Source organism: Streptomyces spororaveus (assembly GCF_016755875.1).
Taxonomy (GTDB): Bacteria; Actinomycetota; Actinomycetes; order Streptomycetales; family Streptomycetaceae; genus Streptomyces; species Streptomyces spororaveus.
This window is the reverse complement of sequence record NZ_BNED01000005.1, coordinates 3,533,818-3,557,116: the sequence shown is the minus strand read 5'-3', so window position 1 is coordinate 3,557,116 and position 23,299 is coordinate 3,533,818. Positions and strand designations below refer to the sequence as shown.

22 protein-coding genes and 1 riboswitch are annotated in these 23,299 nt (G+C 72.9%); of the genes, 15 read left to right on the top strand and 7 right to left on the bottom strand.

Going from position 1 to position 23,299, the window contains the following annotated elements; all coding sequences use genetic code 11:
* Window positions 1-6 precede the first annotated feature (6 nt).
* Complete coding sequence (sucD, locus tag Sspor_RS18170) at window positions 7-894, top strand: succinate--CoA ligase subunit alpha (RefSeq protein WP_189733229.1); 888 nt, start codon at window positions 7-9, stop codon at window positions 892-894.
* A gap of 93 nt (window positions 895-987) precedes the next feature.
* On the opposite strand, the gene Sspor_RS18165 is transcribed toward sucD, so the two are convergent.
* Entirely contained in the window at window positions 988-2,337 is a 1,350-nt protein-coding gene (locus Sspor_RS18165; protein WP_202200093.1) for a helix-turn-helix domain-containing protein, read from the bottom strand.
* A gap of 119 nt (window positions 2,338-2,456) precedes the next feature.
* Between Sspor_RS18165 and Sspor_RS18160 the strand changes: the two genes are divergently transcribed.
* Entirely contained in the window at window positions 2,457-4,124 is a 1,668-nt protein-coding gene (locus tag Sspor_RS18160; RefSeq protein WP_202200092.1) for a cell division protein PerM, read from the top strand.
* A 500-nt stretch (window positions 4,125-4,624) separates the two neighbouring features.
* Here Sspor_RS18160 and Sspor_RS18155 read toward each other — a convergent pair whose 3' ends face one another.
* Entirely contained in the window at window positions 4,625-5,215 is a 591-nt protein-coding gene (locus Sspor_RS18155) for a hypothetical protein (protein ID WP_202200091.1), read from the bottom strand.
* 243 nt (window positions 5,216-5,458) lie between these two features.
* Between Sspor_RS18155 and purN the strand changes: the two genes are divergently transcribed.
* Window positions 5,459-6,082: a phosphoribosylglycinamide formyltransferase gene (gene purN / locus Sspor_RS18150; RefSeq protein ID WP_202200090.1), complete on the top strand. Its 624-nt coding sequence runs from the start codon at window positions 5,459-5,461 to the stop codon at window positions 6,080-6,082.
* Window positions 6,079-7,674: a bifunctional phosphoribosylaminoimidazolecarboxamide formyltransferase/IMP cyclohydrolase gene (gene purH / locus Sspor_RS18145; protein ID WP_202200089.1), complete on the top strand. Its 1,596-nt coding sequence runs from the start codon at window positions 6,079-6,081 to the stop codon at window positions 7,672-7,674. The genes purN and purH overlap by 4 nt, the downstream gene beginning before the upstream one ends.
* A gap of 79 nt (window positions 7,675-7,753) precedes the next feature.
* Here the strand turns inward: purH and Sspor_RS18140 are convergent, their stop codons facing one another.
* The gene (locus Sspor_RS18140; RefSeq protein ID WP_202200088.1) at window positions 7,754-8,437 is read right to left on the bottom strand and encodes a hypothetical protein; all 684 of its coding nucleotides are present in this window, start codon (window positions 8,435-8,437) and stop codon (window positions 7,754-7,756) included.
* A gap of 246 nt (window positions 8,438-8,683) precedes the next feature.
* Between Sspor_RS18140 and Sspor_RS18135 the strand changes: the two genes are divergently transcribed.
* Both Sspor_RS18135 and Sspor_RS18130 read left to right on the top strand, forming a co-directional pair.
* On the top strand, window positions 8,684-9,544 hold the full coding sequence (locus Sspor_RS18135) for a bifunctional methylenetetrahydrofolate dehydrogenase/methenyltetrahydrofolate cyclohydrolase (protein WP_202200087.1): 861 nt from the start codon (window positions 8,684-8,686) through the stop codon (window positions 9,542-9,544).
* Window positions 9,534-10,067 (top strand): DUF3017 domain-containing protein, encoded by a 534-nt coding sequence (locus tag Sspor_RS18130; RefSeq protein WP_202200086.1) that lies wholly within the window; start codon window positions 9,534-9,536, stop codon window positions 10,065-10,067. The genes Sspor_RS18135 and Sspor_RS18130 overlap by 11 nt, the downstream gene beginning before the upstream one ends.
* Window positions 10,068-10,086: 19 nt before the next feature.
* On the opposite strand, the gene Sspor_RS18125 is transcribed toward Sspor_RS18130, so the two are convergent.
* A complete protein-coding gene (locus Sspor_RS18125; RefSeq protein ID WP_202200085.1) occupies window positions 10,087-10,971 on the bottom strand; it encodes a LysR family transcriptional regulator in 885 nt (294 codons plus the stop codon).
* 71 nt (window positions 10,972-11,042) lie between these two features.
* Between Sspor_RS18125 and Sspor_RS18120 the strand changes: the two genes are divergently transcribed.
* Entirely contained in the window at window positions 11,043-11,672 is a 630-nt protein-coding gene (locus Sspor_RS18120) for a short chain dehydrogenase (protein WP_202200084.1), read from the top strand.
* A gap of 195 nt (window positions 11,673-11,867) precedes the next feature.
* A complete protein-coding gene (locus Sspor_RS18115) occupies window positions 11,868-12,857 on the top strand; it encodes a malate dehydrogenase (protein WP_030763176.1) in 990 nt (329 codons plus the stop codon).
* 178 nt (window positions 12,858-13,035) lie between these two features.
* Here Sspor_RS18115 and Sspor_RS18110 read toward each other — a convergent pair whose 3' ends face one another.
* Complete coding sequence (locus Sspor_RS18110; protein ID WP_202200083.1) at window positions 13,036-13,527, bottom strand: carboxymuconolactone decarboxylase family protein; 492 nt, start codon at window positions 13,525-13,527, stop codon at window positions 13,036-13,038.
* Window positions 13,528-13,574: 47 nt separating this feature from the next.
* On the opposite strand from Sspor_RS18110, the gene pdxR reads away from it, so the two are divergent.
* Window positions 13,575-14,975, top strand: coding sequence for a MocR-like pyridoxine biosynthesis transcription factor PdxR (gene pdxR / locus Sspor_RS18105; RefSeq protein WP_202200082.1), 1,401 nt, complete (start codon window positions 13,575-13,577; stop codon window positions 14,973-14,975).
* Window positions 14,976-15,049: 74 nt separating this feature from the next.
* Here pdxR and Sspor_RS18100 read toward each other — a convergent pair whose 3' ends face one another.
* Window positions 15,050-15,871 (bottom strand): DMT family protein, encoded by an 822-nt coding sequence (locus Sspor_RS18100; protein WP_202203721.1) that lies wholly within the window; start codon window positions 15,869-15,871, stop codon window positions 15,050-15,052.
* A 115-nt stretch (window positions 15,872-15,986) separates the two neighbouring features.
* Here Sspor_RS18100 and Sspor_RS18095 point away from each other — a divergent pair, with 115 nt between their 5' ends.
* Together Sspor_RS18095 and Sspor_RS18090 are read left to right on the top strand one after the other, a co-directional pair.
* A complete protein-coding gene (locus tag Sspor_RS18095) occupies window positions 15,987-16,289 on the top strand; it encodes a hypothetical protein (protein WP_202200081.1) in 303 nt (100 codons plus the stop codon).
* A gap of 8 nt (window positions 16,290-16,297) precedes the next feature.
* Window positions 16,298-17,500 carry a glutathionylspermidine synthase family protein gene (locus tag Sspor_RS18090; RefSeq protein WP_202200080.1) on the top strand — a complete coding sequence of 401 codons (1,203 nt, stop codon included), beginning with the start codon at window positions 16,298-16,300 and terminating at the stop codon, window positions 17,498-17,500.
* A gap of 16 nt (window positions 17,501-17,516) precedes the next feature.
* Here the strand turns inward: Sspor_RS18090 and rocD are convergent, their stop codons facing one another.
* Window positions 17,517-18,722, bottom strand: a complete 1,206-nt coding sequence (gene rocD, locus Sspor_RS18085) for an ornithine--oxo-acid transaminase (RefSeq protein ID WP_030712657.1) — start codon at window positions 18,720-18,722, stop codon at window positions 17,517-17,519.
* Between the two features lie 130 nt (window positions 18,723-18,852).
* Window positions 18,853-18,943, top strand: a riboswitch (ZMP/ZTP riboswitch).
* Window positions 18,944-18,977: 34 nt separating this feature from the next.
* Here rocD and glyA point away from each other — a divergent pair.
* From glyA to Sspor_RS18065, 4 genes are all read left to right on the top strand, one after another.
* The gene (glyA, locus tag Sspor_RS18080; RefSeq protein ID WP_202200079.1) at window positions 18,978-20,246 is read left to right on the top strand and encodes a serine hydroxymethyltransferase; all 1,269 of its coding nucleotides are present in this window, start codon (window positions 18,978-18,980) and stop codon (window positions 20,244-20,246) included.
* A gap of 152 nt (window positions 20,247-20,398) precedes the next feature.
* Window positions 20,399-21,412, top strand: a complete 1,014-nt coding sequence (gene trpS, locus Sspor_RS18075) for a tryptophan--tRNA ligase (protein WP_202200078.1) — start codon at window positions 20,399-20,401, stop codon at window positions 21,410-21,412.
* 97 nt (window positions 21,413-21,509) lie between these two features.
* Window positions 21,510-22,124, top strand: a complete 615-nt coding sequence (locus Sspor_RS18070; RefSeq protein WP_202200077.1) for a 2'-5' RNA ligase family protein — start codon at window positions 21,510-21,512, stop codon at window positions 22,122-22,124.
* A gap of 202 nt (window positions 22,125-22,326) precedes the next feature.
* A complete protein-coding gene (locus Sspor_RS18065) occupies window positions 22,327-23,247 on the top strand; it encodes a YihY/virulence factor BrkB family protein (RefSeq protein ID WP_202200076.1) in 921 nt (306 codons plus the stop codon).
* The last annotated feature ends 52 nt before the right edge of the window (window positions 23,248-23,299 follow it).

Sequence of the window (23,299 nt, the reverse complement as noted above, 5' to 3'; positions counted from 1 at the left end):
ACTCACATGGCTATCTTCCTCAACAAGGACAGCAAGGTCATCGTCCAGGGCATGACCGGTGCCACGGGCATGAAGCACACCAAGCTGATGCTGGCTGACGGCACCAACATCGTCGGCGGCGTGAACCCGCGCAAGGCCGGCACCACCGTCGACTTCGACGGCACCGAGGTCCCGGTCTTCGGCTCCGTCGCCGAGGCGATGGAGAAGACGGGCGCCAACGTCTCCGTCCTCTTCGTCCCGCCGGCCTTCGCCAAGGCCGCTGTGGTCGAGGCGATCGACGCCGAGATCCCGCTGGCCGTCGTCATCACCGAGGGCATCGCGGTGCACGACTCCGCCGCCTTCTGGGCGTACGCGACCGCCAAGGGCAACAAGACCCGGATCATCGGCCCGAACTGCCCGGGTCTGATCACCCCCGGCCAGTCCAACGCCGGCATCATCCCGGGCGACATCACCAAGCCCGGCAAGATCGGTCTCGTGTCCAAGTCGGGCACGCTGACCTACCAGATGATGTACGAGCTCCGTGACATCGGCTTCACCTCCGCCGTCGGCATCGGTGGCGACCCGGTCATCGGCACCACGCACATCGACGCCCTGGAGGCCTTCGAGGCCGACCCGGACACCGAGCTGATCGTCATGATCGGCGAGATCGGCGGCGACGCCGAGGAGCGTGCGGCGGACTTCATCGCGAAGAACGTCACCAAGCCGGTCGTCGGCTACGTCGCGGGCTTCACCGCCCCCGAGGGCAAGACCATGGGCCACGCGGGCGCCATCGTCTCCGGCTCCTCCGGCACCGCGCAGGCCAAGAAGGAGGCCCTTGAGGCCGCCGGCGTGAAGGTCGGCAAGACGCCGACCGAGACCGCGAAGCTGGCGCGCGAGATCCTCGCCGCCAAGTAGACGGTCGCCGTACGGATCCACGGATCCACGTACGGACGCGCGAACGCACGGGCGTGGCCCGCACCCCTCGGGGGGTGCGGGCCACGCCCGTTCTCATTCGGCCTTCGGGGCGAGCCGCGCCGGTCCGGCCTCCGGGTCGGCGCGGAGCTTGTCGTGGAGCTGCCTGCTCCGTTCGGTGACCTGCGGGGGGCCGGCGAGCGGGGGCACCCCGGAGACGCTCTCGCCGGGTGCCAGCGGGGGCTCGTAGTGGGTGGGCGCGGTCATGAGGGTGTAGGCCGTCGAGACGGCGATCATCGCCGTCAGGCTGAGGGTCGCGCGGGTCCACAGCCGGGTGCGGCGTTCGCCGCCGCCGCGCACGGCGGCCGCCGCGCGCGGGTCGAGGTCGACGGCCGGTCGCAGCGCGGTGAACAGGTCGCGCAGCAGCGCGGACTGCTTCTCCAGCGGTACGTCGGCCAGTTCGGGGATCCGGTCGGCGAGGTCGGCGTGCGCGTGCACGAGCCGGTTGCCGGCGGTGGGTGTGGTGGCCTCGGTCTCGGCGGCGGTGTCGGGGAGGTCGAGCCCGACGGCGTCGTAGAGCAGGACGGTACGGCGGTTCGCGGGGGACAGCGAGAGCAGGGCGTCGAGCAGGATCCGGTCGGCGGGCTCGGCGGGCGGCTTGTCGGGATGGAGGTGGGCGCGCCGGAAGCGGTGCCAGGGGGAGAGCGCGTACTCGTACGTGATCGCGCGCACCCAGCCCACCGGATCCGGGTCGGCGGCCACCTCGGGCCACCGGTCCCAGGCTTGGACGAAGGCCTTCTCGACGGCCTCCAGGGCGAGTGCCCGACGGCCGGTCAGCAGGTAGGCCTGCCGGGCGAGGTCGCGGGCGGCGTGGGCGTAGAGGGCGTCGAAGGCTTCGGCGGGGCCCGGTGCCGGGACCCTCGCGGGGTGCTCCGCCGCGGGCTCGTCGGGGTCGGCCGGCGCGTCCGGGGCCGGTCGGTCCGTGTCCGGTCCGTTCGGCGCCGGTCCGCCCGTGACGGGGCCGTTCGTGAGTGGTTCGATCGCGGTTGGGCCGACCGCGGTTGGGCCGGCCGTGGTCAGGCCCGCCGTGGTGAGGCCGGCCGTGGTCGGGCCGGCCGGGGTCGGCGTGTCGGCGGCGGGTGGGTCCGCGGCGGGTTCCGCCGCAGCCTTCGCCGTCTTCGCCTCCCCGGGCGCCCCGGCGGGACCGGCGTGCGGCGGCGGGGCCGCCAGACGCGCCAGGAATTGCGAGTACACCTCGCGCTTGCGCCCACGGGGAGCCGTGCGGCCCGATTCCCAGGAGCGGACGGTCGACACGGTGACTCCTACCGCCGCCGCGACCTCATCGTGTGTCAGTTCCGCCGCCTCGCGCAGCCTGCGGCGCTCCTTGGGGGTGGGCAGGCTCAGCTCCGAGTCCTCTGGGGAGGTCGTCTCGACGCTTCGTGTCATGCCACACTCCCCGCAAACCGGCAGCTCTGGGCGAAAAAGTACATAAACGTATATTGAGCGACACCACGGGCATTCGCCTGTTACCCGTTCATAGCGCGTGTCGTTGGCACCATGGCGGGGTGACCCAAGTGACCGAACGCGGGACCCCGTTGTCAGCGGCCCCGCGAGCCGGAGTGCGGCGCCGTTCACCGGCCGCCGCCGCATGCGTCGTGGGCGGCGCCGTGGCGGCCGGACTCGGGCTCGGCTTCCTCGCCGTGCTCGTCATCGTGCTGTGGATCAGCTCCCCCTACCCCGACAGCGGCCCCGGCGGGGCCCTGCACCTCGCCGCCGGACTGTGGCTGCTCGCCCACGGGACGGAGCTGGTGCGCTACGACACCCTGTCCGGCCTCCCCGCACCCGTCGGGATGACTCCCCTGCTCCTCGTCGCACTGCCCGTGCTGCTCATGCGGCGGGCCGCCCGGCTGGGGAGCGCCGCCGAGGAGGACGACGAGGAGGTGCTGCCCGCCGGAGCCGTGCTCTCGGCCGTGCTCTGCGGCTATCTCGCCGTCGGGGCCCTCGTCACGGTGTACGCCGCCGGCGGCCCCATGTCGGCCGACCCCATCAGCGCGGCCTGGCACATCCCGCTGGTGGCCGTACTCGCCGCCGCCGGCGGGGTGTGGGGAGCCCGGGGACGCCCGCTCGGGCCGTTGCCGTCCTGGCTGCCGGGGGGCGTACGGAAGGCGGCCGCGCGCCCCCGGTACGCGCTCGCGCTCCGGGCGGGTGCGGGCGGTGCCCTGGTACTCCTGGGCGGTGGCGCGCTCGTGGTCGGCGCCTCGCTCGCGTGGCACGGCGCCGAGGTCCAGGCCTCGTTCCTGTCGCTGACCGGGGTGTGGTCGGGCCGCTTCGCCGTCCTGCTGCTCGCGCTCGCCTTGATCCCCAACGCGATGGTCTGGGGCGCGGCCTACGCGCTCGGGCCCGGCTTCGCCCTGGGCGCCGGCGTGACGGCCACCCCGCTCGGCTTCCCGGGCGCGCCCGCACTGCCCCGCTTCCCGCTGCTGGCCGCGCTCCCGGCCGAGGGGCCCGGAACCCCGCTGACCTGGGCGGCCGCCGGAGTGCCGGTGGTCGCCGGGCTCGCGGTGGGCTGGTTCGCGGTCCGCCGGGCGCGCGAGGTCTCGTACGGGGAGACCGCGCTCACCGCCGCCCTCGGCGCGGTGGTGTGCGGGCTGGCGATGGCCGGGCTCTCGGCGGCCTCGGCGGGGCCGCTGGGGTCGCGGCGGCTGTCGGAATTCGGGCCGGTGTGGTGGACCACCGGGGTGGCGGCCTTCGCCTGGACGGCGGTGCTGGCCGTGCCGGTGGCGGTGGCGGTGCACGCGTGGCGGACCCGGCCGGCGATCGGGCCGGCGGTGGGGGGCGCCGATGGCGATGCCGAGGCCGACGGCGACGGGGTGGTGGGCGTGGACGACAGGTGGCACGACAGCGGGGTGCGGGAGATTCGGTGGGCGGCACTGCGGAAGGCCGCGGGGGCGCTGGTCCCGGACATGGCGGGGTCGCCGCCGGAGCCTCCGGCGGTTCCGGTGGTGGCGGTCGGGCCCGTCGGGCCTGTTGGGCCTGAGGCCGGGGCCGGGGCCGGGGCCGGGGCTGTGGTGCGGGGGCGGCGGGCCGTGACCGTGGTGTCCGCGCTGGATCTGGACCTGGATCCCGGCCTGCTGGCGGCCGGGGCGGCGGGGCCGGGGCCGGTGTCGGTGCCGCTGGCTCCGCCGGTGGTCGGGGCACGGGTGCTGGCCCGGCGGAAGCCGCCGCCGGAGTAGGCCGTTCGGGTGGCGCGGGTGCGGCACCGCCGCTGGGGCTCCGCCCCAGACCCCGCGCCTCAAACGCCGGCGGGGCTGGAGGGGGCGGCGCAGGGCTGCCGGGGCTCAGGGTTGCTGGGGCTCCGCCCCAGACCCCGCGCCTCAAACGCCGGCGGGGCTGGAGGGGGCGGCGCAGGGCTGCCGGGGCTCAGGGTTGCTGGGGCTCCGCCCCAGACCCCGCGCCTCAAACGCCGGCGGGGCTGGAGGGGGCGGCGCAGGGCTGCCGGGGCTCAGGGTCGCTGGGGCTCCGCCTCGGGCCCCGCGCCTCAAACGCCGGCGGGGCTGGAGGGGGCGGCGCAGGGCTGCCGGGGCTCAGGGCCGCTGGGGCTCCGCCTCGGGCCCCGCGCCTCAAGCGTCGGTGGGGCTGGAGAGGGCGCGGCTCAGGCCGCTGGGGGGCCGGCCCGGGCCCCGTGCCTTCAGGGTCGGCGGGGCTGCGGGGGCAAGTGGGGGTGGGTGGGGGGTTACTGGCGGACCTTCAGGACGTCGCCCACCAGGTTGTCCGGGAGGAGGGTGTTGCACTGGAGTTCCGCCGACTTGGTGAGGGCGTCGTCGCGGCAGACGTAGAAGTCCTTGTAGGACAGCTGCAGGGCGTACGAGCCGAACGCCAGCAGGATCGCCAGCGACGCCGTGACCAGGCCGCTCACCGCCGCCGTGCGCTGGGGGCGGGCCGCCGGGCCCAGGGCGTCCAGGCCGGACGGGGCCGCCGGCGCCGCCGGGGCGCCCTCGGCGGTCGCCGGGGCGGGCTTGCCGCGCAGCGCGCTGATGCCCCAGTAGATGGCGAGGGCCCCGAGCAGCAGCCCGACCGACGGGATCTGGAAGATCGCGAAGAAGAAGCCCCACATGCCGGCCAGCAGCGCGTAGCGGGCGCGCCGCTGGATCGGGTCCGTCGGGTCCCAGCGTGCCGGACCCCGCTGGCCGTCCGAGTCCTTCGGGCCGTCGCCGTTCCCGCCACCGCCGCCGCGCGGCTGCCACGGCTGGTCGGGCCGGCCTTCCGGCGGGGCCGCGAAGGGGTTGTCGTCGGTCGGGGAGTCGGGCTGACGGCGGTCCGGCATCGGGTGTGTTTCTTCCCCTGTGTCAGGGACGTCGCGGGGACGTCGTGGCGAGGTGAGGCCAGTTTGCGGCTCGTAGGCCAGACGCTACCGCCCGGCCGTCCCCCCGTCCCTCGGGGGCTGTCCGGTGTACCGGTATCGTTGCAGGCGGTCGGTGGCTTCGTATGGTTCCCCATATATCGGTACCCCGAAGTTTCGTATGACCACACAAGACGAACACCGCAACCCCGCGAGAAAGGGCCTCCCATGGCCACCTCCCGCCTGGTCGTGCTGGTCTCCGGTTCCGGCACCAACCTCCAGGCCCTGCTCGATGCCATCGACGCCCACCCCGGCGGATCCGAGGGCTTCGGCGCCGAAGTCGTCGCCGTGGGGGCCGACCGCGAGAACATCGCCGGCCTGGAGCGGGCGGAGAAGGCCGGGATCCCCACCTTCGTCTGCCCGGTCAAGGGCTACGGCAGCCGCGAGGAGTGGGATGTCGCCCTCACCGAGGCGACCGACGCCCACGCGCCGGACCTCGTGGTGTCCGCAGGATTCATGAAGATCGTGGGCAAGGCGTTCATCGACCGCTTCGGCGGCCGGTTCATCAACACCCACCCCGCCCTCCTCCCCGCCTTCCCCGGCGCGCACGGCGTACGGGACACCCTCGCCTACGGCGCGAAGGTCACCGGCTGCACGGTCCACTTCGTGGACGGCGGCGTGGACACCGGTCCGATCATCGCCCAGGGTGTGGTCGAGGTCCGGGACGAGGACGACGAAGCCGCTCTCCACGAGCGCATCAAGGAAGTCGAGCGCCAGCTGCTCGTCGATGTCGTGGGGCGTCTGGCCCGGCACGGCTACCGCATTGAGGGACGAAAGGTAACAATCCAGTGACCGCCGCAGACAACGCAGCGAGCAACGACCCGACCACGAACCAGCGGCCGATCCGACGTGCGCTCATCAGCGTCTACGACAAGACGGGACTGGAAGAGCTGGCCCGCGGGCTGCACGAGGCGGGCGTCGCGCTCGTCTCCACCGGGTCCACCGCCTCGAAGATCGCCGCCACCGGGGTGCCCGTCACCAAGGTGGAGGAGCTGACCGGCTTCCCCGAGTGCCTCGACGGCCGGGTCAAGACCCTGCACCCGCGCGTGCACGCCGGCATCCTCGCCGACCTGCGTCTGGAGGACCACCGCAACCAGCTCGCCGAGCTGGGCGTCGAGCCCTTCGACCTGGTGGTCGTCAACCTGTACCCCTTCCTCGCGACCGTCCAGTCGGGTGCCACCCCCGACGAGTGCGTGGAGCAGATCGACATCGGCGGCCCGTCGATGGTCCGCGCCGCCGCCAAGAACCACCCCTCGGTCGCGGTCGTTACCAGCCCGGCCCGCTACGCCGACGTCATCGCGGCGGCCCAGGGCGGCGGCTTCGACCTCACCGCCCGCAAGCGGCTCGCGGCGGAGGCCTTCCAGCACACCGCCGCGTACGACGTGGCCGTCGCCTCGTGGTTCACGAACGCGTACGCCCCGGAGTCCGAGGACGGCGCGCTGCCCGAGTTCCTGGCCGGCGCCTGGGAGCGCAAGTCGACCCTGCGCTACGGCGAGAACCCGCACCAGGCCGCCGCCCTCTACACGGACGGTCAGCCGGGCGGACTCGCCAACGCCGAGCAGCTGCACGGCAAGGAGATGTCCTTCAACAACTACGTGGACACCGAGGCCGCGCGCCGCGCCGCCTACGACCACGCAGAGCCCTGCGTCGCGATCATCAAGCACGCCAACCCGTGCGGCATCGCGGTCGACGCGGACGTCGCAGCGGCCCACCGCAAGGCGCACGCCTGCGACCCGCTGTCGGCCTTCGGCGGCGTCATCGCCGTCAACCGCCCGGTGACCGTCGAGCTCGCCGAGCAGGTCGCGGAGATCTTCACCGAGGTCATCGCCGCCCCCGGCTACGAGGACGGCGCGGTCGAGATCCTGGCCAAGAAGAAGAACATCCGCGTGCTGAAGGTGGACGGCACCCCGCACCAGCCGGGCGACCTCAAGCCCGTCTCCGGCGGCGTGCTGCTCCAGCAGTCGGACGTCTTCCAGGCCGAGGGCGACGACCCGGCCAACTGGACCCTGGCCACCGGCGACGCCCTGTCCCCGGCGGAGCTCGCCGAGCTGGCCTTCGCCTGGAAGGCCTGCCGGGCCGTCAAGTCCAACGCGATCCTGCTCGCCAAGGACGGTGCCTCGGTCGGCGTCGGCATGGGCCAGGTCAACCGTGTCGACTCGGCGAAGCTCGCGGTCGAGCGGGCGGGCGCCGAACGCGCGCAGGGCTCGTACGCCGCGTCCGACGCCTTCTTCCCGTTCCCGGACGGGCTGGAGATCCTCACGGCCGCGGGTATCAAGGCCGTGGTCCAGCCGGGCGGTTCGGTCCGTGACGAGCTGGTCGTCGAGGCCGCGAAGAAGGCCGGTGTGACCATGTACTTCACCGGGACCCGGCACTTCTTCCACTGAGTCCGGCACACCCGGCACACGGCGAAGGCCGCGACCCGCACTGCGGGTCGCGGCCTTCGCCGTGTGCGTACAGGACGGCTCAGTACTGGGGACGCCGGAAGTAGTCCCCGGCCTTGGCGAGACCGATGACGATCGTGAGGCCGAGGGCGAGGGAGACCAGCGACGGCAGCACGGAGACGACGGTGAGGCCGCCGCCCGTGGTGTTGTCGGCCGCGCCGAACGCGATCAGGTTCACCACGATGCCGAAAACGGCGAAGAGGACCTGGAGCGAGCCGTAGATGATGCCGGAGACGCGCACTCCGCCACGGCCCTTGCCCATCTTGGCCGCGGTCAGGATGGGCCACAGGGCGAACCCGATGAAGACGAGGCCCACGATGACGCCCGCGGTGCCGGCGGCGGCGCCGGCGTCCTGGGAGGAGCTGGAGCTGGAGGAGTCCGAGAGCACCGCGGCGAACACGGCGCCGCCGATGATCACGAACAGGCCGCCCAGCACCTGCAGGCCACCCACGATGAAGAGGATGACGCGGGCCGCCTTCGCCCCGCCCGGCATCTCCATGTGGGCCCCGGGGTATCCGCCCGGGCCGCCGGGGTATCCGCCCGGGTATCCGGCGGGAGCGCCCGGGTAGCTCTGCGGGGCCTGCTGCGGGTAGCCGTAGCCGCCCTGCGGCGGGACGCCCTGGGGTGCCTGCTGGGGGTAGCCGTAGCCGGGCTGGCCCTGCGGCGGCTGCTGACCGTACGGGTTCTGCGGTTCGCCGAAGCTCATGTTGGGGTGTTCCTCCGTGGAAGTGCGGGGACGCACGGCATGAGCGCGGAGGAATCCTGCACGGTGCGGTCCCGCCCCCCGGCACTGCCCGCGGCACATCAGTCGTTTCATCGTGGTCCGACGGGCCTGGGCTTGTCCAGTTGGTTGGGGTACGGACAGTGACTTGTTGTGCAAGTGCAATGAACGCTGAACCCCTGTGAGCGCCTTGACTGGAACCGGGGCCACCTCATCCGGGAGGATGGGGTCATGACCGCCCAGATTCTCGATGGCAAGGCCACCGCCGCAGCGATCAAGTCCGAACTGACCGCCCGTGTGGCGGCCCTGAAGGCCCGGGGCATCACCCCCGGCCTCGGCACCCTCCTCGTCGGTGACGATCCGGGCAGCCGCTGGTACGTGAACGGCAAGCACAAGGACTGCGCCGAGGTCGGCATCGCCTCCATCCAGCGCGAACTGCCCGGGACCGCCTCCCAGGAGGACATCGAGGCGGTCGTCCGGGAGCTCAACGACAACCCGGAGTGCACCGGCTACATCGTCCAACTCCCGCTCCCCAAGGGCATCGACACCAACCGGGTCCTGGAGCTGATGGATCCGCTGAAGGACGCCGACGGCCTGCACCCCATGTCGCTGGGCCGGCTGGTGCTGAACGAGCCGGGGCCGCTGCCCTGCACCCCGTACGGGATCGTCGAACTGCTGCGCCACCACGACGTCGCCATCAACGGCGCGCACGTCGTGGTCCTCGGCCGCGGGATCACCGTCGGGCGCTCCATCGGCCTGCTGCTGACCCGCAAGTCCGAGAACGCCACCGTGACGCTCTGCCACACCGGTACGCGCGACCTGTCCGCGCAGCTGCGCCAGGCGGACATCATCGTCGCGGCGGCCGGCGTCCCGCACCTGGTCAAGCCGGAGGACGTGAAGCCGGGCGCGGCCGTGCTCGACGTCGGCGTCAGCCGCGACGGCGAAGGGAAGATCGTCGGCGACGTGCACCCCGGTGTGGCCGAGGTGGCCGCGTGGATCTCGCCGAACCCGGGCGGGGTCGGCCCGATGACCCGGGCCCAGCTCCTCGTCAACGTCGTCGAGGCGGCGGAACGGACCACCAGTGCAGGCTGAACCGGACGCGGAGAACGCGGCGGGAGGTGGCCCGGCCAGGGCGAACGGCACCCCCGTCGCCCCGGTCGCGCCCGCGACGCCCGGCGTGCCCGGCGCGCAGGCCCCTTCCGGCACGGCTGGGGCCGAGGCGGCGGCCCGGTCCCGCCGCTTCCCCTCCATCACCCGGGACACCGCCCGGCCCGAGGGCAGCGGCCGCGCCGTCCCCGGGGCCGTGTCCACGCCGGCCCGTCAGTGGCCGATGCTCAGCGTGCTCGCCGCGACCGCGGTCGGGCTGCTGGCCACGGCCTTCGGGTACCCGCGGGTCGGCTGCCTGGCCATCGGCGTCGCGCTGATCGCGGCCGCGGTGATGCGGCGTGTGCTGCCCTCGGTCGGGATGCTCGCGGTGCGCTCCCGCTTCACGGACATGATCACGTACGGGCTGCTGGGCGTGGCGATCACGCTGCTCGCGCTGGTGATGGCGGCGCCCAAGCCGTGGCTCGTGATCCCCTTCATGGAGAGTGCGGTCCGCTTCACCGTGCGGTGAGCGAAGCGAGCGATGCGAACTACGTGAGCGACGTCAGTGCGGCCAGGGTGGCCGCCACGGCCGGCTGGGTCTCCGTGCCCGCCCGGACCAGGACGTCCAGCGTCCGCCCCGGGCCCGGAAGCTCCCGCACGGCGACGCCGGGCGGCGGGGCGTCGCACAGCAGCTTCGGCAGGATCGACACCGCCTGCCCGGTGGCGACGAGCCACAGCCCGGACCGCAGGTCCGCGCACTCGTGCGCGACGCGCGGGGTGAATCCGGCGTTCCGGCAGGCGTGCAGCAGCATCTCGCGGCAGCTGCTCGGGGCCGGGGCCGAGACCCAGGCGTCCTCCCGCAGCGCGGCGAGTCCGGCCCGCTCGTAGGCGGGGACCAGGGCCTGCGGCAGGGCCAGGCACAGCGGGTCGTCGAAGAGCGGCACCGCGGTGGTCCCGGCGGCCGGCGGGGCCCCGAGCAGCGGGTAGGCGTAGGTCACCGCCAGGTCCAGGCGGCGCTGCCGCAGGCGCGGCACGGCCTCCTCCGGGTCGGCCTGCACGATGCGGGGGCGCAGCCGGGGATGGCGTACGGCGAGCTCGGCGACGAGCGGGGCGGCCACCGTGGCCAGGGCGCTGGGGGCGCAGCCGATGGCCAGCTCCCCGCTCAGCTCGGTGTCGAGGGCGCGTACCGCTCCCTCGGCCCGCTCCAGGGCCGCGAGCACCGGCTCGCACGCGGCGGCCAGCGCCACGCCGGCGGCGGTGAGGCGCAGCCCGCGCCCGTCCCGCTCGACGAGGGCGGCCCCGGCCTCGGCCTCCAGGGCGCGCAGCTGCTGGGAGACGGCGGAGGGGGTGACCCCGTGCAGGTCGGCGACGGCGGTGACCCGGCTGTGTTCCGCCAGGTCCCGGAGGATGACCATGCGCTTCACATCGAGCATGAGTTCATCTTAACGATGGCTGTAGCTGAGGTAGCTGGACTTAACTGTCAGGTCCCGGTGATGCTCGTGCCATGAACGCGAAGACGAAGAAGGTCCTGCTGATCGGCGCGCGCGGAACCCTCGGCCGGGCGGTCCACGAGGCCCTGCGCGAGCGCGGCCACCAAGTCGTCACCGCCTCCCGCACCGGCGCCGACGTCCACGTCGACATCACCGATCCGGAGTCCGTCCGTGCGATGTACGAGGAGGCGGCGCGGCGGGTGGGCGAGATCGACGCCGTGGCGAGCGCGGCCGGCAGTGTGCCGTGGCGCCCGCTCGGCGAGCTGACCACGGACGACATCCGCGACGGCCTCGAAGGCAAGGCCGTCAGCCAGATCGAGCTGGTCCGCCAGGGCGCCCGGCACCTGCCCGCGCACGCCTCGTACACGCTGGTCACCGGCATCCTGGCCCGCGAGCCGCTGCTCACCGGGTCGGTGGCGTCCCTGGTCAACGGCGCCGTCGAGGCCTTCGTGCGCGCCGCCGCCGTCGAACTGCCCGGCCGGCAGCGGATCAACGCCGTCAGTCCCACCGTCTTCGAGGAGTCCCTCGATGCGTACGGGGACACCTTCGCGGGCTTCGACGCCGTGCCCGTGGCCCGCGCGGCGAACGCCTACGTCAAGTCGATCGAGGGGCACCGGACGGGCCAGATCTTCCTGGTCGAATAGCGGTCCGGAGGCCGCTCGCACCTTCGAACGCCGGGGTCCGTGTGCCGCGCACCACAGGGACCCGGGGATTAGCCCGGTCCCGGGTCGGATAGCCTGACCGCGGATGTCTCTTCACGTCAAGATTTACTGGGGAGCGGCGTCCTCCAGCACATGGGGCAGGGACGCCCCACCGCCAGCTGTCTAACGGAGAAGGCCATGACCCGCACTCCCGTGAATGTCACCGTCACCGGCGCCGCCGGCCAGATCGGCTACGCGCTGCTCTTCCGCATCGCTTCCGGTCACCTGCTCGGCGCGGACGTGCCGGTCAAGCTCCGACTTCTGGAGATCCCCCAGGGCATGAAGGCCGCTGAGGGCACCGCCATGGAGCTCGACGACTGCGCCTTCCCGCTGCTCGCCGGCATCGACATCTTCGACGACCCGAACCAGGGCTTCGACGGTGCGAACGTCGCGCTGCTCGTGGGCGCCCGCCCGCGTACCAAGGGCATGGAGCGCGGCGACCTGCTCGCCGCCAACGGCGGCATCTTCAAGCCGCAGGGCCAGGCCATCAACGCGCACGCCGCGGACGACATCAAGGTCCTGGTCGTGGGCAACCCGGCCAACACCAACGCGCTCATCGCGCAGGCCGCCGCCCCGGACGTACCGGCCGAGCGCTTCACCGCGATGACCCGCCTGGACCACAACCGCGCGATCTCGCAGCTGGCCGCCAAGACCGGCAGCACCGTCTCCGACATCAAGCGCCTCACCATCTGGGGCAACCACTCGGCGACCCAGTACCCGGACATCTTCCACGCGGAGATCGCCGGCAAGAACGCCGCCGAGGTCGTCAACGACGAGCTGTGGCTGGCCGACACCTTCATCCCGACCGTCGCCAAGCGCGGCGCCGCGATCATCGAGGCCCGTGGCGCGTCCTCGGCCGCCTCGGCCGCCAACGCCGCCATCGACCACGTCCACACCTGGGTCAACGGCACCGCCGAGGGCGACTGGACCTCGATGGGCATCCCGTCGGACGGCTCCTACGGCGTCCCGGCCGGTCTGATCTCCTCCTTCCCCGTCACCTGCAAGGACGGCAAGTACGAGATCGTCCAGGGCCTGGACATCAACGAGTTCTCCCGCACCCGCATCGACGCCTCCGTCCAGGAGCTGGCGGAGGAGCGCGACGCGGTTCGCGAGCTCGGCCTGATCTGATCCGGTCGCCCGACCCGATCCGCTCTTCCGAAAGGCCCCGGCGCACCGCGCCGGGGCCTTTCGGCGTGATCCGGCCCGTCGCGCCCTGCGGCCGTCGGCGGATGGGCGGTGCGCGCGAACCCGACGGCGGCCGTGGAGTCGTTCAGGCCGGAACGACCACGACGGCCGACGGCCGGTCCTACTTGTACATGCCCGGGGTGTAGTGGCCCGGGACCAGGCGGGTGGTGACGCCGATGCGGTTCCAGACGTTGATCGTCGCGATGACGGCGATCAGCTGGGCGAGCTCGCGCTCCTCGAACTGCTTGGCGGCCTTCTCGTAGACCTCGTCGGGCACGAAGCCGTCCGTCAGGACGGTGACGGCCTCGGTGAACTCGATCGCGGCGAGCTCCTTCTCGGTGTAGAAGTGCCGCGACTCCTCCCAGGCGCCCAGCTGGACGATGCGCTCGACGCTCTCACCGGCGGCGATCGCGTCCTTGCTGTGCATGTCGAGACAGAAGGCGCAGTGGTTGATCTGGGAGGCGCGGATCTTGACGAGCTCGACCAGCGAGGGGTCCAGACCCTTCTTGGAGGCGATCTCCAGGGCGAGGACGGCCTTGTAGACCTCGGGGGCGAGCTTCGCCATCTGCATGCGCGGGGTGTGCTCGGGGGCGTGTTCGTGTGTGGTCGTCATGTGATCCACCCTAGGAGTGATGCGGCCCACCGATATGGTCCATATCCATGACGGAATCGTGGGCCACTTTCGGTGCCGACCTGCACCTGGACCTCACCGCCGGCCGCGGCCTGCGGGCCGGGCTCACCGAGGCCCTGCGCGAGGCCGCGCGCAGCGGGCGGCTGGCGGCCGGGACCCGGCTGCCGTCCTCGCGCACCCTCGCCGCAGACCTGGGCATCGCCCGGAACACGGTCGCCGAGGCGTACGCCGAGCTCGTCGCCGAGGGCTGGCTGACGGCCCGCCAGGGCTCGGGCACGCGCGTCGCCGAACGGGCCCGCCCGCGCCGGGCCGCGGCGGCGGCCGCCCCCGTACGGCGCCCCGCGCGCAAGGGACCCGCGTACAGCCTGATCCCCGGCTCCCCGGACCTGGGCGGCTTCCCGCGCGCGGCCTGGCTGTCGGCCGCCCGGCGGGCGCTGACCGACGCGCCGAACGAGGCCTTCGGGTACGCGGTCGACCCGCGCGGCCGCGTCGAGCTGCGGCAGGCACTGGCCGGATACCTGGCGCGGGCGCGCGGGGTGTACGCGGACCCCGGACGGATCGTGCTGTGCGCGGGCTTCCTGCACGGGCTGACGCTGCTGGCCGGCGTACTGCGGGCGCGACGGGTGCGGGAGGTGGCGGTGGAGGGGTACGGCCTGGACTTCCACCGGGACCTGCTGGTGCGGGCGGGGCTGCGGACGCGGCCGCTGAACGTGGACGCGCAGGGGGCCCGGACGGGGGAGCTGACCGCGGCGGCGGGCGCGGTGCTGCTGACCCCGGCGCACCAGTTCCCGACGGGTGTCGCCCTGACGCCGCAGCGGCGGGCGGCCGCGGTCGACTGGGCCCGCACGACGGGCGGACTGATTTTGGAGGACGACTACGACGGGGAGTTCCGCTACGACCGCCAGCCGGTCGGGGCGCTGCAGGGACTGGACCCGGACCGGGTGGTGTACCTCGGGACGGCCAGCAAGTCACTGGCACCCGGGCTGCGGATGGGCTGGATGGTGGTCCCGCCGGCGCTGCTGGAGGAGGTGCTGGCCGCCAAGGGCCCGACCGAGTGGGCCTCCGGCGCGCTGGATCAGCTCACGCTGGCCGAGTTCATCGCCTCCGGGGCCTACGACCGGCACGTGCGGGGGATGCGGCTGCGGTACCGGCGGCGCCGGGACGAGCTGGTGGCGGCGGTGGGGGACCGGGTGGGCGTGTCGGGGATCGCGGCGGGGCTGCACGCGGTGCTGGACCTCCCGGAGGGGCTGGAACGGTCGGTCCTGCAGTCGGCGGCCTGGCAGGACCTCGCCCTGCACGGGCTGGGGCGGTTCCGGCACCCGGAGGCGGTTGCGCTGCCCGCGCGGGACGCGGTGGTGGTGGGCTACGGGACTCCGTCGGACAGTGCGTGGTCCCCGACGCTGGCGGCCCTGGCGGCGGCCTTGCCGTGACCTGCGGCGCCGTTGCCGGGGGCGCTGCCCCCGGACCCCCGCGCCCCCAGCGCAGGCGGGGCTGAAGGAGCGCCTCAACGCTCCGCCGGGGCCGGGGGTTCGCCGAAGCGGGCCAGGGCCAGGGAGCCGGCCACCGCGACCGCGAAGCCGGTCACCGCCAGCCAGGTCAGGCCCTCGCGGGTGCTGTCTCCGAGCCAGACGACGCCCACCACCGCCGGGCCGATCGTCTCGCCGAGGACCATGCCCGCCGTCGCCACCGTCACCGAGCCGCGCGCCAGGGCCGAGGTCAGCAGCAGGAAGGCCGCGCCGCCGCCCAGCAGGAGGGCGTACAGGGCGGGGTTGGTCAGATCCCAGGGGGAGTCGATGAGCCGTACCGAGACCTCCACCACCCCGAAGCCCGTTCCCGCCGCGAGGCCGAGGGCCAGCGCCCGCGGCCCGTCCGGGAGCCGGCCCGCGACCACGCCGACCAGCAGCACCAGCCCCGCCACCGCCAGCATCCCCAGCTCCAGCGCGAGCGACCCGGTCCCCGTGCCCTCCTCCCCGGCGGAGAGCCCGAGCATCAGCAGCCCCGCGCACACCACCGCCACCGCGCCCCACTCCATCCGGGACAGCCGCACGCGCAGCAGCCGCGCCGCGACCACCGCCGTCACCGCCAGGCTGGCCGCCAGCGCCGCCCCCACCGCGTAGATCGGGATGTGTCGCAGGGCGATGATCTGCAGCACGAAGCCGGCTCCGTCGAGGCCCAGACCGGCGAGATACCGCCACTGCCGCACGGCCCGCAGGAACAGCGCCGTGTCCACCCCGGACCCGGTACCGGGCTCCGCCGCCCGCGCCGCGACCGCCTGCAGAACCGACGCCGTACCGAAGCAGACCGCCGCACCCAGCGCGCAAATCATCCCAATGAGCACGAACTGACTCTAGGTCACGGATCTCACGGCGGCCGGATTCCATCGGCCGGTGACCCCGCTCTAGTCTGTCGGCAGTACGCGAGGCCCCAGGGGGACAGCAGACATGGACAGCAGCAGCACCAATCAGCGCCGCATGCGCTCCGGCGCCGTGGCCCTCGGAGGCATGGGCCTGCTCGCCGCCACGCTCGTGGCCTGCGGCAGCAGCGACGAACCGGACCGGCGCTGTGCGTCCCGGTCCACGCTGCAGCACCTGAACAACAAGGACTGCAAGAGCGGCGGCACCGGCTCCTACTACTACGGCGGCTACGTCAGCTCCGGCAAGGTGGCCGGCGGCAGCTTCGACAAGTCCGCCGTCACCCGCGGCGGCATCGGCGGCCACTCCAGCTCCGGCTCCAGCGGCGGCTGACCGAGACGATGCAGCGGCACACCATCGAGCCCCGCCCCGACTGGCAGAAGACCGTCGAGGAACAGGGGCTGATCTACCCCCTGACCCGCTACCCCGACGACTCCCTGCGCCCCTACTGGGACGAGAGCGCGTACTACTCCTTCTCGCTCCCCGAGGTCGAGGCCCTGGAGAACGTCGTCGAGGAGCTGCACGCCATGTGCCTGGCCGCGGCCGCGCACATCGTCGAGCACGACCGCTTCGCCGACCTCGGCATCACCGACCCGAAGCTGGCCGCGCTGATCGCCGAGTCCTGGCGGCGCCGCGCCGAACAGCCGTCCCTCTACGGCCGCTTCGACCTGCGCTACGACGGCACCGGCGGCCCGGCCAAGATGCTGGAGTACAACGCCGACACCCCCACCTCCCTCGTGGAGGCGGCCAGCCCCCAGTGGTTCTGGATGGAGGACCGCTTCCCCGGCGCCGACCAGTGGAACTCCCTCCACGAGCGCCTGGTCGACGCCTGGCGGCGCCAGGCCGAGCTGCTCCCGCCCGGCCCGCTGCACTTCGCGCACTCCGAGACCGACGAGCTCGGCGAGGACCTGATGACGGTCGCCTACCTCCAGGAGACCGCCGAGCAGGCCGGCCTGGATACCCAGGCCCTGTCCGTCGAGCAGATCGGCTGGGACAGCCTGTCCGGCCGGTTCGTGGACGAGAAGCTCCGCTTCATCCGCTCCTGCTTCAAGCTCTACCCGTGGGAGTGGCTGGCCACGGACGAGTTCGGCCCGCAGGTCCTCGGCACGTACGACCACGGCGGCGGCTCCGGCTCCACCTGCTGGATCGAACCCCTGTGGAAGATGCTGCTGTCCAACAAGGCGCTCCTCGCGATCCTGTGGGAGCTCTTCCCGGAGCACCCCAACCTGCTGCCCGCCTACCTCGACGGCCCGCGCGAGCTCGCCGAGCCCGGGTCCGCCGGCTACGTGGCCAAGCCCCTCCTCGGCCGGGAGGGCGCGGGGGTCACCCTGCACCAGCCGGGAGAGGGCGGCGAGCCGTTCGTACCGGAGGAGGGCGAGCGGTACTGCTTCCAGGGCCTGGCCCCGCTGCCTGATTTCGACGGCAACCGGGTGGTGCTCGGCGCGTGGGTCGTCGAGGACGAGGCGGCGGGGCTCGGCATCCGCGAATCGGCGGGGCCGGTCACGGACGAGTACGCCCGCTTCCTGCCCCACGTCATCCTCTGAGCGGTACGGGGGCTCGCTACGCGCCGAGCACCGACCGGAGCTGGGCGAGTCCCCAGTCCAGGTCCTCCTTGCTGATCACCAGCGGCGGGGCGATCCGGATCGTCGAGCCGTGGGTGTCCTTCACCAGCACCCCGAGCTCCATCAGCTTCTCGGAGATCTCCCGGCCGGTGCCCCGCGAGGGGTCGATGTCGACGCCCGCCCACAGCCCGCGGCCGCGTACGGCGGTCACCGCACCCCCGCCGACCAGCAGGTTCAGCTCGCGGTGCAGGTGCTCGCCCAGCTCGGTGGCGCGACCCTGGAACTCACCGGTCCGCAGCATCGCGATCACCTCCAGGGCGACGGCGCACGCGAGCGGGTTCCCGCCGAAGGTGGACCCGTGCTCCCCGGGCCGGAACACCCCGAGCACGTCCCGGTCGGCGACGACGGCGGAGACCGGCACCACGCCGCCGCCGAGCGCCTTGCCGAGGATGTAGACGTCCGGGACGACCCCCTCGTGCTCGCACGCGAAGGTCCGCCCCGTGCGCCCGAGCCCCGACTGGATCTCGTCCGCCATGAAGAGGACGTTCCGCTCGCGGGTCAGTTCCCGTACGCCGCTCAGGTACCCGGCGGGCGGCACCAGCACCCCCGCCTCGCCCTGGATCGGCTCCAGCAGCACGGCCACGGTGTTCTCGGTGACGGCGTGGGCCAGCGCGGTGAGATCCCCGTACGGGACGATCTCGAAGCCCGGCGTGTACGGGCCGAAGTGGTCGCGGGCCTCGTGGTCCGTGGAGAAGGAGACGATGGTCGTGGTCCGCCCGTGGAAGTTGTCCGCGGCGACCACGATCTTGGCGTGCCCGTCCGGGACGCCCTTGACCTCGTAGCCCCACTTGCGGGCGGTCTTCACCGCCGTCTCCACGGCCTCCGCCCCCGTGTTCATGGGGAGCACCATCTCCTTGCCGCACAGCGCGGCGAGCTCGGTGCAGAAATCGGCGAAGCGGTCGTGGTGGAAGGCGCGCGAGGTGAGCGTGACCCGTTCCAGCTGGGCGCGGGCGGCATCGATCAGACGCCGGTTGCCGTGCCCGAAGTTGAGGGCCGAGTACCCGGCGAGCATGTCGAGGTATCTACGGCCCTCGACATCGGTCATCCAGGCGCCTTCCGCGGACGCGACGACCAGGGGCAGCGGATGGTAGTTGTGCGCACTGTGGGCGTCCGCGGCGCGGATGGCATCAGCGGTTGTCGACACGGGGTCTCCGATCGTCCGTCCGGCGCGGTCGAGCGCCGGTGCAGCGGTGACGAGGGTGGCGTCACCTTCTTATCGTCGCTCGTATCGCGGACGCAGAAACCTCTCTCCCGGCGCGCCCGCTAAGGTGTCCGATACGCACGGCGACTGGCGTACGGGGAACCAACTCCGGGGGAGTCGTGCGCGCTCGACCGCATACAGGGCCGCTCGCCTGGGCCTCGCGGGGTACCGATCACATCGACCCCGGAGGAGCCCGCCATGTCCGCGAGCCGCCATCCCGCCCTTCTCTCCACCGATCCCGAGCTGGCGTCCTTCGTCGCGGCGGAGGAAGTCCTGCAGGCGCAGACCCTGCGCCTGATCCCCAGCGAGAACTACGTGTCCGCGGCCGTCCTCGAAGCCTCCGGCACCGTGCTGCAGAACAAGTACAGCGAGGGCTACCCCGGCCGCCGCTACTACGAGGGCCAGCAGAACATCGACCGCGTCGAGGCGCTGGCGATCGAGCGGGCCAAGGGCCTGTTCGGCGTGGACCACGCCAACGTGCAGCCGTACTCCGGTTCGCCCGCCAACCTCGCCGTGTACCTGGCCTTCGCGAAGCCCGGCGACACCGTGATGGGCATGGCCCTGCCGATGGGCGGGCACCTCACCCACGGCTGGGGCGTCTCGGCGACGGGCTCCTGGTTCCGGGGCGTCCAGTACGGCGTCCGGGCCGACACCGGGCTCGTCGACTACGACGCGGTGCGCGAGCAGGCCCTCGCCGAGCGGCCCAAGCTGATCTTCTGCGGCGGTACGGCCCTGCCGCGCACGATCGACTTCGCCGCCTTCGCGGAGATCGCGCGGGAGGCCGGCTCGATCCTGGTCGCCGACGTAGCGCACATCGCGGGCCTGATCGCGGGCGGCGCGCACCCGTCCCCCGCGGACCACGTCGACGTCGTCTCCACCACGACGCACAAGACCCTGCGCGGTCCGCGGGGCGCGATGCTGATGTGCCGGGAGGAGCACGCGAAGGCCATCGACAAGGCGGTCTTCCCGGGCCTCCAGGGCGGCCCGCACAACCAGACGACGGCCGGTATCGCGGTGGCCCTGCACGAGGCGGCCCAGCCGTCCTTCACCGCCTACGCGCACGCGGTCGTCGCCAACGCGAAGGCGCTGGCGGCGGCGCTGCTGGAGCGGGGCTTCGACCTGGTGTCGGGCGGTACGGACAACCACCTGATCCTGATCGACCTGACGGGCAAGGACGTGCCGGGCAAGGTCGCGGCCAAGGCCCTGGACCGGGCGGGGATCGTCGTGAACTACAACACGGTGCCGTTCGACCCGCGCAAGCCGTTCGATCCCTCGGGGGTGCGGATCGGTACGCCGTCGCTCACGTCGCGCGGGCTGTCCACGGAGCACATGCCGGTGGTGGCGGACTGGATCTCGCGCGCGGTCGACGCCGCCGCGAAGGGGGACGAGCAGGCGCTCGCCGCGATCCGCGCGGAGGTCACGGACCTGATGGCGGCCTTCCCGGCCCCTGGGCTCCCGCTGTCCTGACCCGCGGCACCGTTCCCGGGGCTCCGCCCCGGACCCCGCGCCTCACACGCCGGCCGGGCTGGATTTCCGGCCCGCCCGGCGGTCGAGGCGCGGGTGCGGGCGGCGCCCGGCGGCGGGCCCGAGCCCGTCCGCGCACCTGAGAGAATGAAGCCATGGCTTCTGATCGTCCTCGCGCGCTCTCCGGCATCCAGCCCACCTCCGGTTCGTTCCACCTCGGGAACTACCTCGGAGCCATCCGCCAGTACGTCGCCCTGCAGGAGACGCACGACGCCTTCTACATGGTCGTCGACCTGCACGCGATCACCATGCCGCAGGATCCGAAGGACCTGCGCGCGAACACCCGCCTCTCCGCCGCCCAGCTGCTGGCCGCCGGCCTGGACCCGGAGCGCTGCACGCTCTTCGTCCAGAGCCACGTGCCCGAGCACGCGCAGCTCGGCTGGGTGATGAACTGCATCACCGGCTTCGGCGAGGCCAGCCGGATGACGCAGTTCAAGGACAAGTCCGCCAAGGGCGGCGTGAACAGCGCCAGCGTCGGCCTCTTCACGTACCCGATCCTCCAGGTCGCCGACATCCTGCTCTACCAGGCGAACGCCGTCCCGGTCGGCGAGGACCAGCGCCAGCACATCGAGCTGACCCGCGACCTCGCCGAGCGCTTCAACAGCCGGTTCGGCCGGACCTTCACCCTCCCGGCGGCGCACATCGTCAAGGAGGTCGCGAAGATCTACGACCTCCAGGACCCGGCGATCAAGATGTCGAAGTCCGCGTCGTCCCCCAAGGGCCTGATCAACCTCCTCGACGAGCCCAAGGTCACCGAGAAGAAGATCAAGAGCGCGGTCACCGACACCGAGGCCGAGATCCGCTTCGACTCCGAGAAGAAGCCCGGCGTCAGCAATCTGCTCACGATCTACTCCACCCTCACGGGCGAGACGATCGCCGAGCTGGAGGCCAGGTACGAGGGCAAGGGCTACGGCGCGCTGAAGACCGACCTGGCCGGCGTGATGGTCGATTTCGTCACACCGTTCAAGAAGCGGACCCAGGAATACCTGGACGACCCCGAGACGCTGGACTCCATCCTGGCCAAGGGCGCGGAGAAGGCCCGTGCGGTCGCCGCCGAGACGCTCGCGCAGGCCTACGACCGCCTCGGTCTGCTGCCCGCCAAGCACTGACGAACGCACCTACGGAAAGTCAGCCCTGGCACGAATGGGGGTGCTGCCGCCACACTGGGGCGGCAGCAGTCCACAGCGACAAGCGGAGGAGAGATACGTGGGGACCGTAACGCTCGGCGTTTCGATCGCGGTCCCGGAGCCCTACGGCAGCCAGCTCCAGGAGCTGCGCGCGGGCTTCGGGGACGCTGCCGCGCACGGCATCCCCACGCACGTCACCCTCGTCCCGCCCACCGAGGTGGAGGCGGACCGGCTCCCCGCGATCAGGGCCCACCTGGTCGAGGTCGCGGCCGCCTTCCGGGCCTTCCGGATGCGGCTGGGCGGCACGGGAACCTTCCGGCCCCTCTCACCGGTCGTCTTCGTCAAGATCGCCGAAGGGGCCGCGGGCTGCACCCGCCTCCAGAGCGAGGTCCGCGACCCCCAGGGGCCGCTCGACCGCGAGCTGGCGTTCCCGTACCACCCGCATGTCACGGTCGCCCACGGGATCTCCGAGGAGGCGATGGTCCTGGCGTTCACGACCCTCGCCGAGTACGCCGCCGAGTGGCTCTGCGAGGGCTTCGCGCTCTACGAGCAGGGCTCGGACGGGGTGTGGCGCAAGCTGCGCGAGTACCCGTTCGGGAGCGGGGCGAGCTGCGTCCCGGCGCAGGCGGGCTCACCCGCCGACCAGGCCACCGGGACGGCCGGGGCCGCGGGGGCCACCGCACCGCCCTCCTGACGGAGCGGGCGCGGGGCCGGGGACGGGCGCAGGGCCAGGGGGAGCCGGGCGATGCGCCGGGCACGGAATCTCAGCCTTCGCAGGACCAGGGTGTGGAAGGGGCGACCCGTAGGGCGCGTCTCGGGAAAAGTCACAATCGACGACCGTAGCCGCCGGAAGCGACAATCCCGGCTATTTCCGGCGGCTGAATTACGGTGACCCCATGGACTGGCTGACGAAACTCCCGGTGATCGGGCCGCTCGCGGTCCGCCTGATGCGGACGCACGCGTGGCGTTCGTACCAACGCCTCGACCGGGTGCACTGGACCCGTCTCGCCGCCGCGATCACCTTCATCAGCTTCCTCGCGCTCTTCCCGCTGATCACCGTGGCCGCCGCCATCGGCGCGGCGCTGCTCAGCCCGGAACAGCTGGACCGGCTGGAGAAGAACCTCTCCGAACAGGTCCCGGGCATCTCCGACCAGCTCAACATCGAGGGGCTCGTCGCCAACGCCGGCACGGTCGGTCTCGTCGCCGGCGCCCTCCTCCTCGTGACCGGCGTCAGCTGGGTGGGCTCGATGCGGGACTGCCTGCGCGCGGTCTGGGAGAAGGACGACGAGGACGACGGGAACCCGTTCGCCCGCAAGGGCAAGGACACGCTCGTCCTCCTCGGCCTCGGCGGCGTGGTCCTGGCCTCCGCCGCCGCCTCCATCCTCGGATCCAGCGCGGTCGGGAAGACCGCCGAATGGCTGGACATCCCGCGCGAGGGCGCGGGCGGCGCACTGCTGCGTTCCCTGGCCTTCCTCGTCGGCGTCGTGGCCGCCTTCCTGCTGCTGCTCTACGTCCTGACCCTGCTCCCGGGCGTCGAGCCGCCGCGCGGCCGCCTGATCCAGGCGGCCCTCATCGGCGCGGCAGGCTTCGAGCTGCTGAAACTGCTGCTCAGCGGCTATATGCGGGAGGTCGCCGCGAAGAGCATGTACGGGGCCTTCGGCGTGCCGATCGCCCTGCTGCTCTGGATCAACTTCACCGCGAAACTGCTGCTGTTCGTCTCGTCCTGGACGGCCACGCGCGACGACGAGGACGGCGACGGCGCTGCCGTCGGCGGCGCGGAAGACCCTCCGGCTGCCGAGGCGGCGCAGAAGGCGTAGGAACGCGCCGGTGGCGCACCGGTGTGGGGCCCGATGCGCCACCGGAGTACGG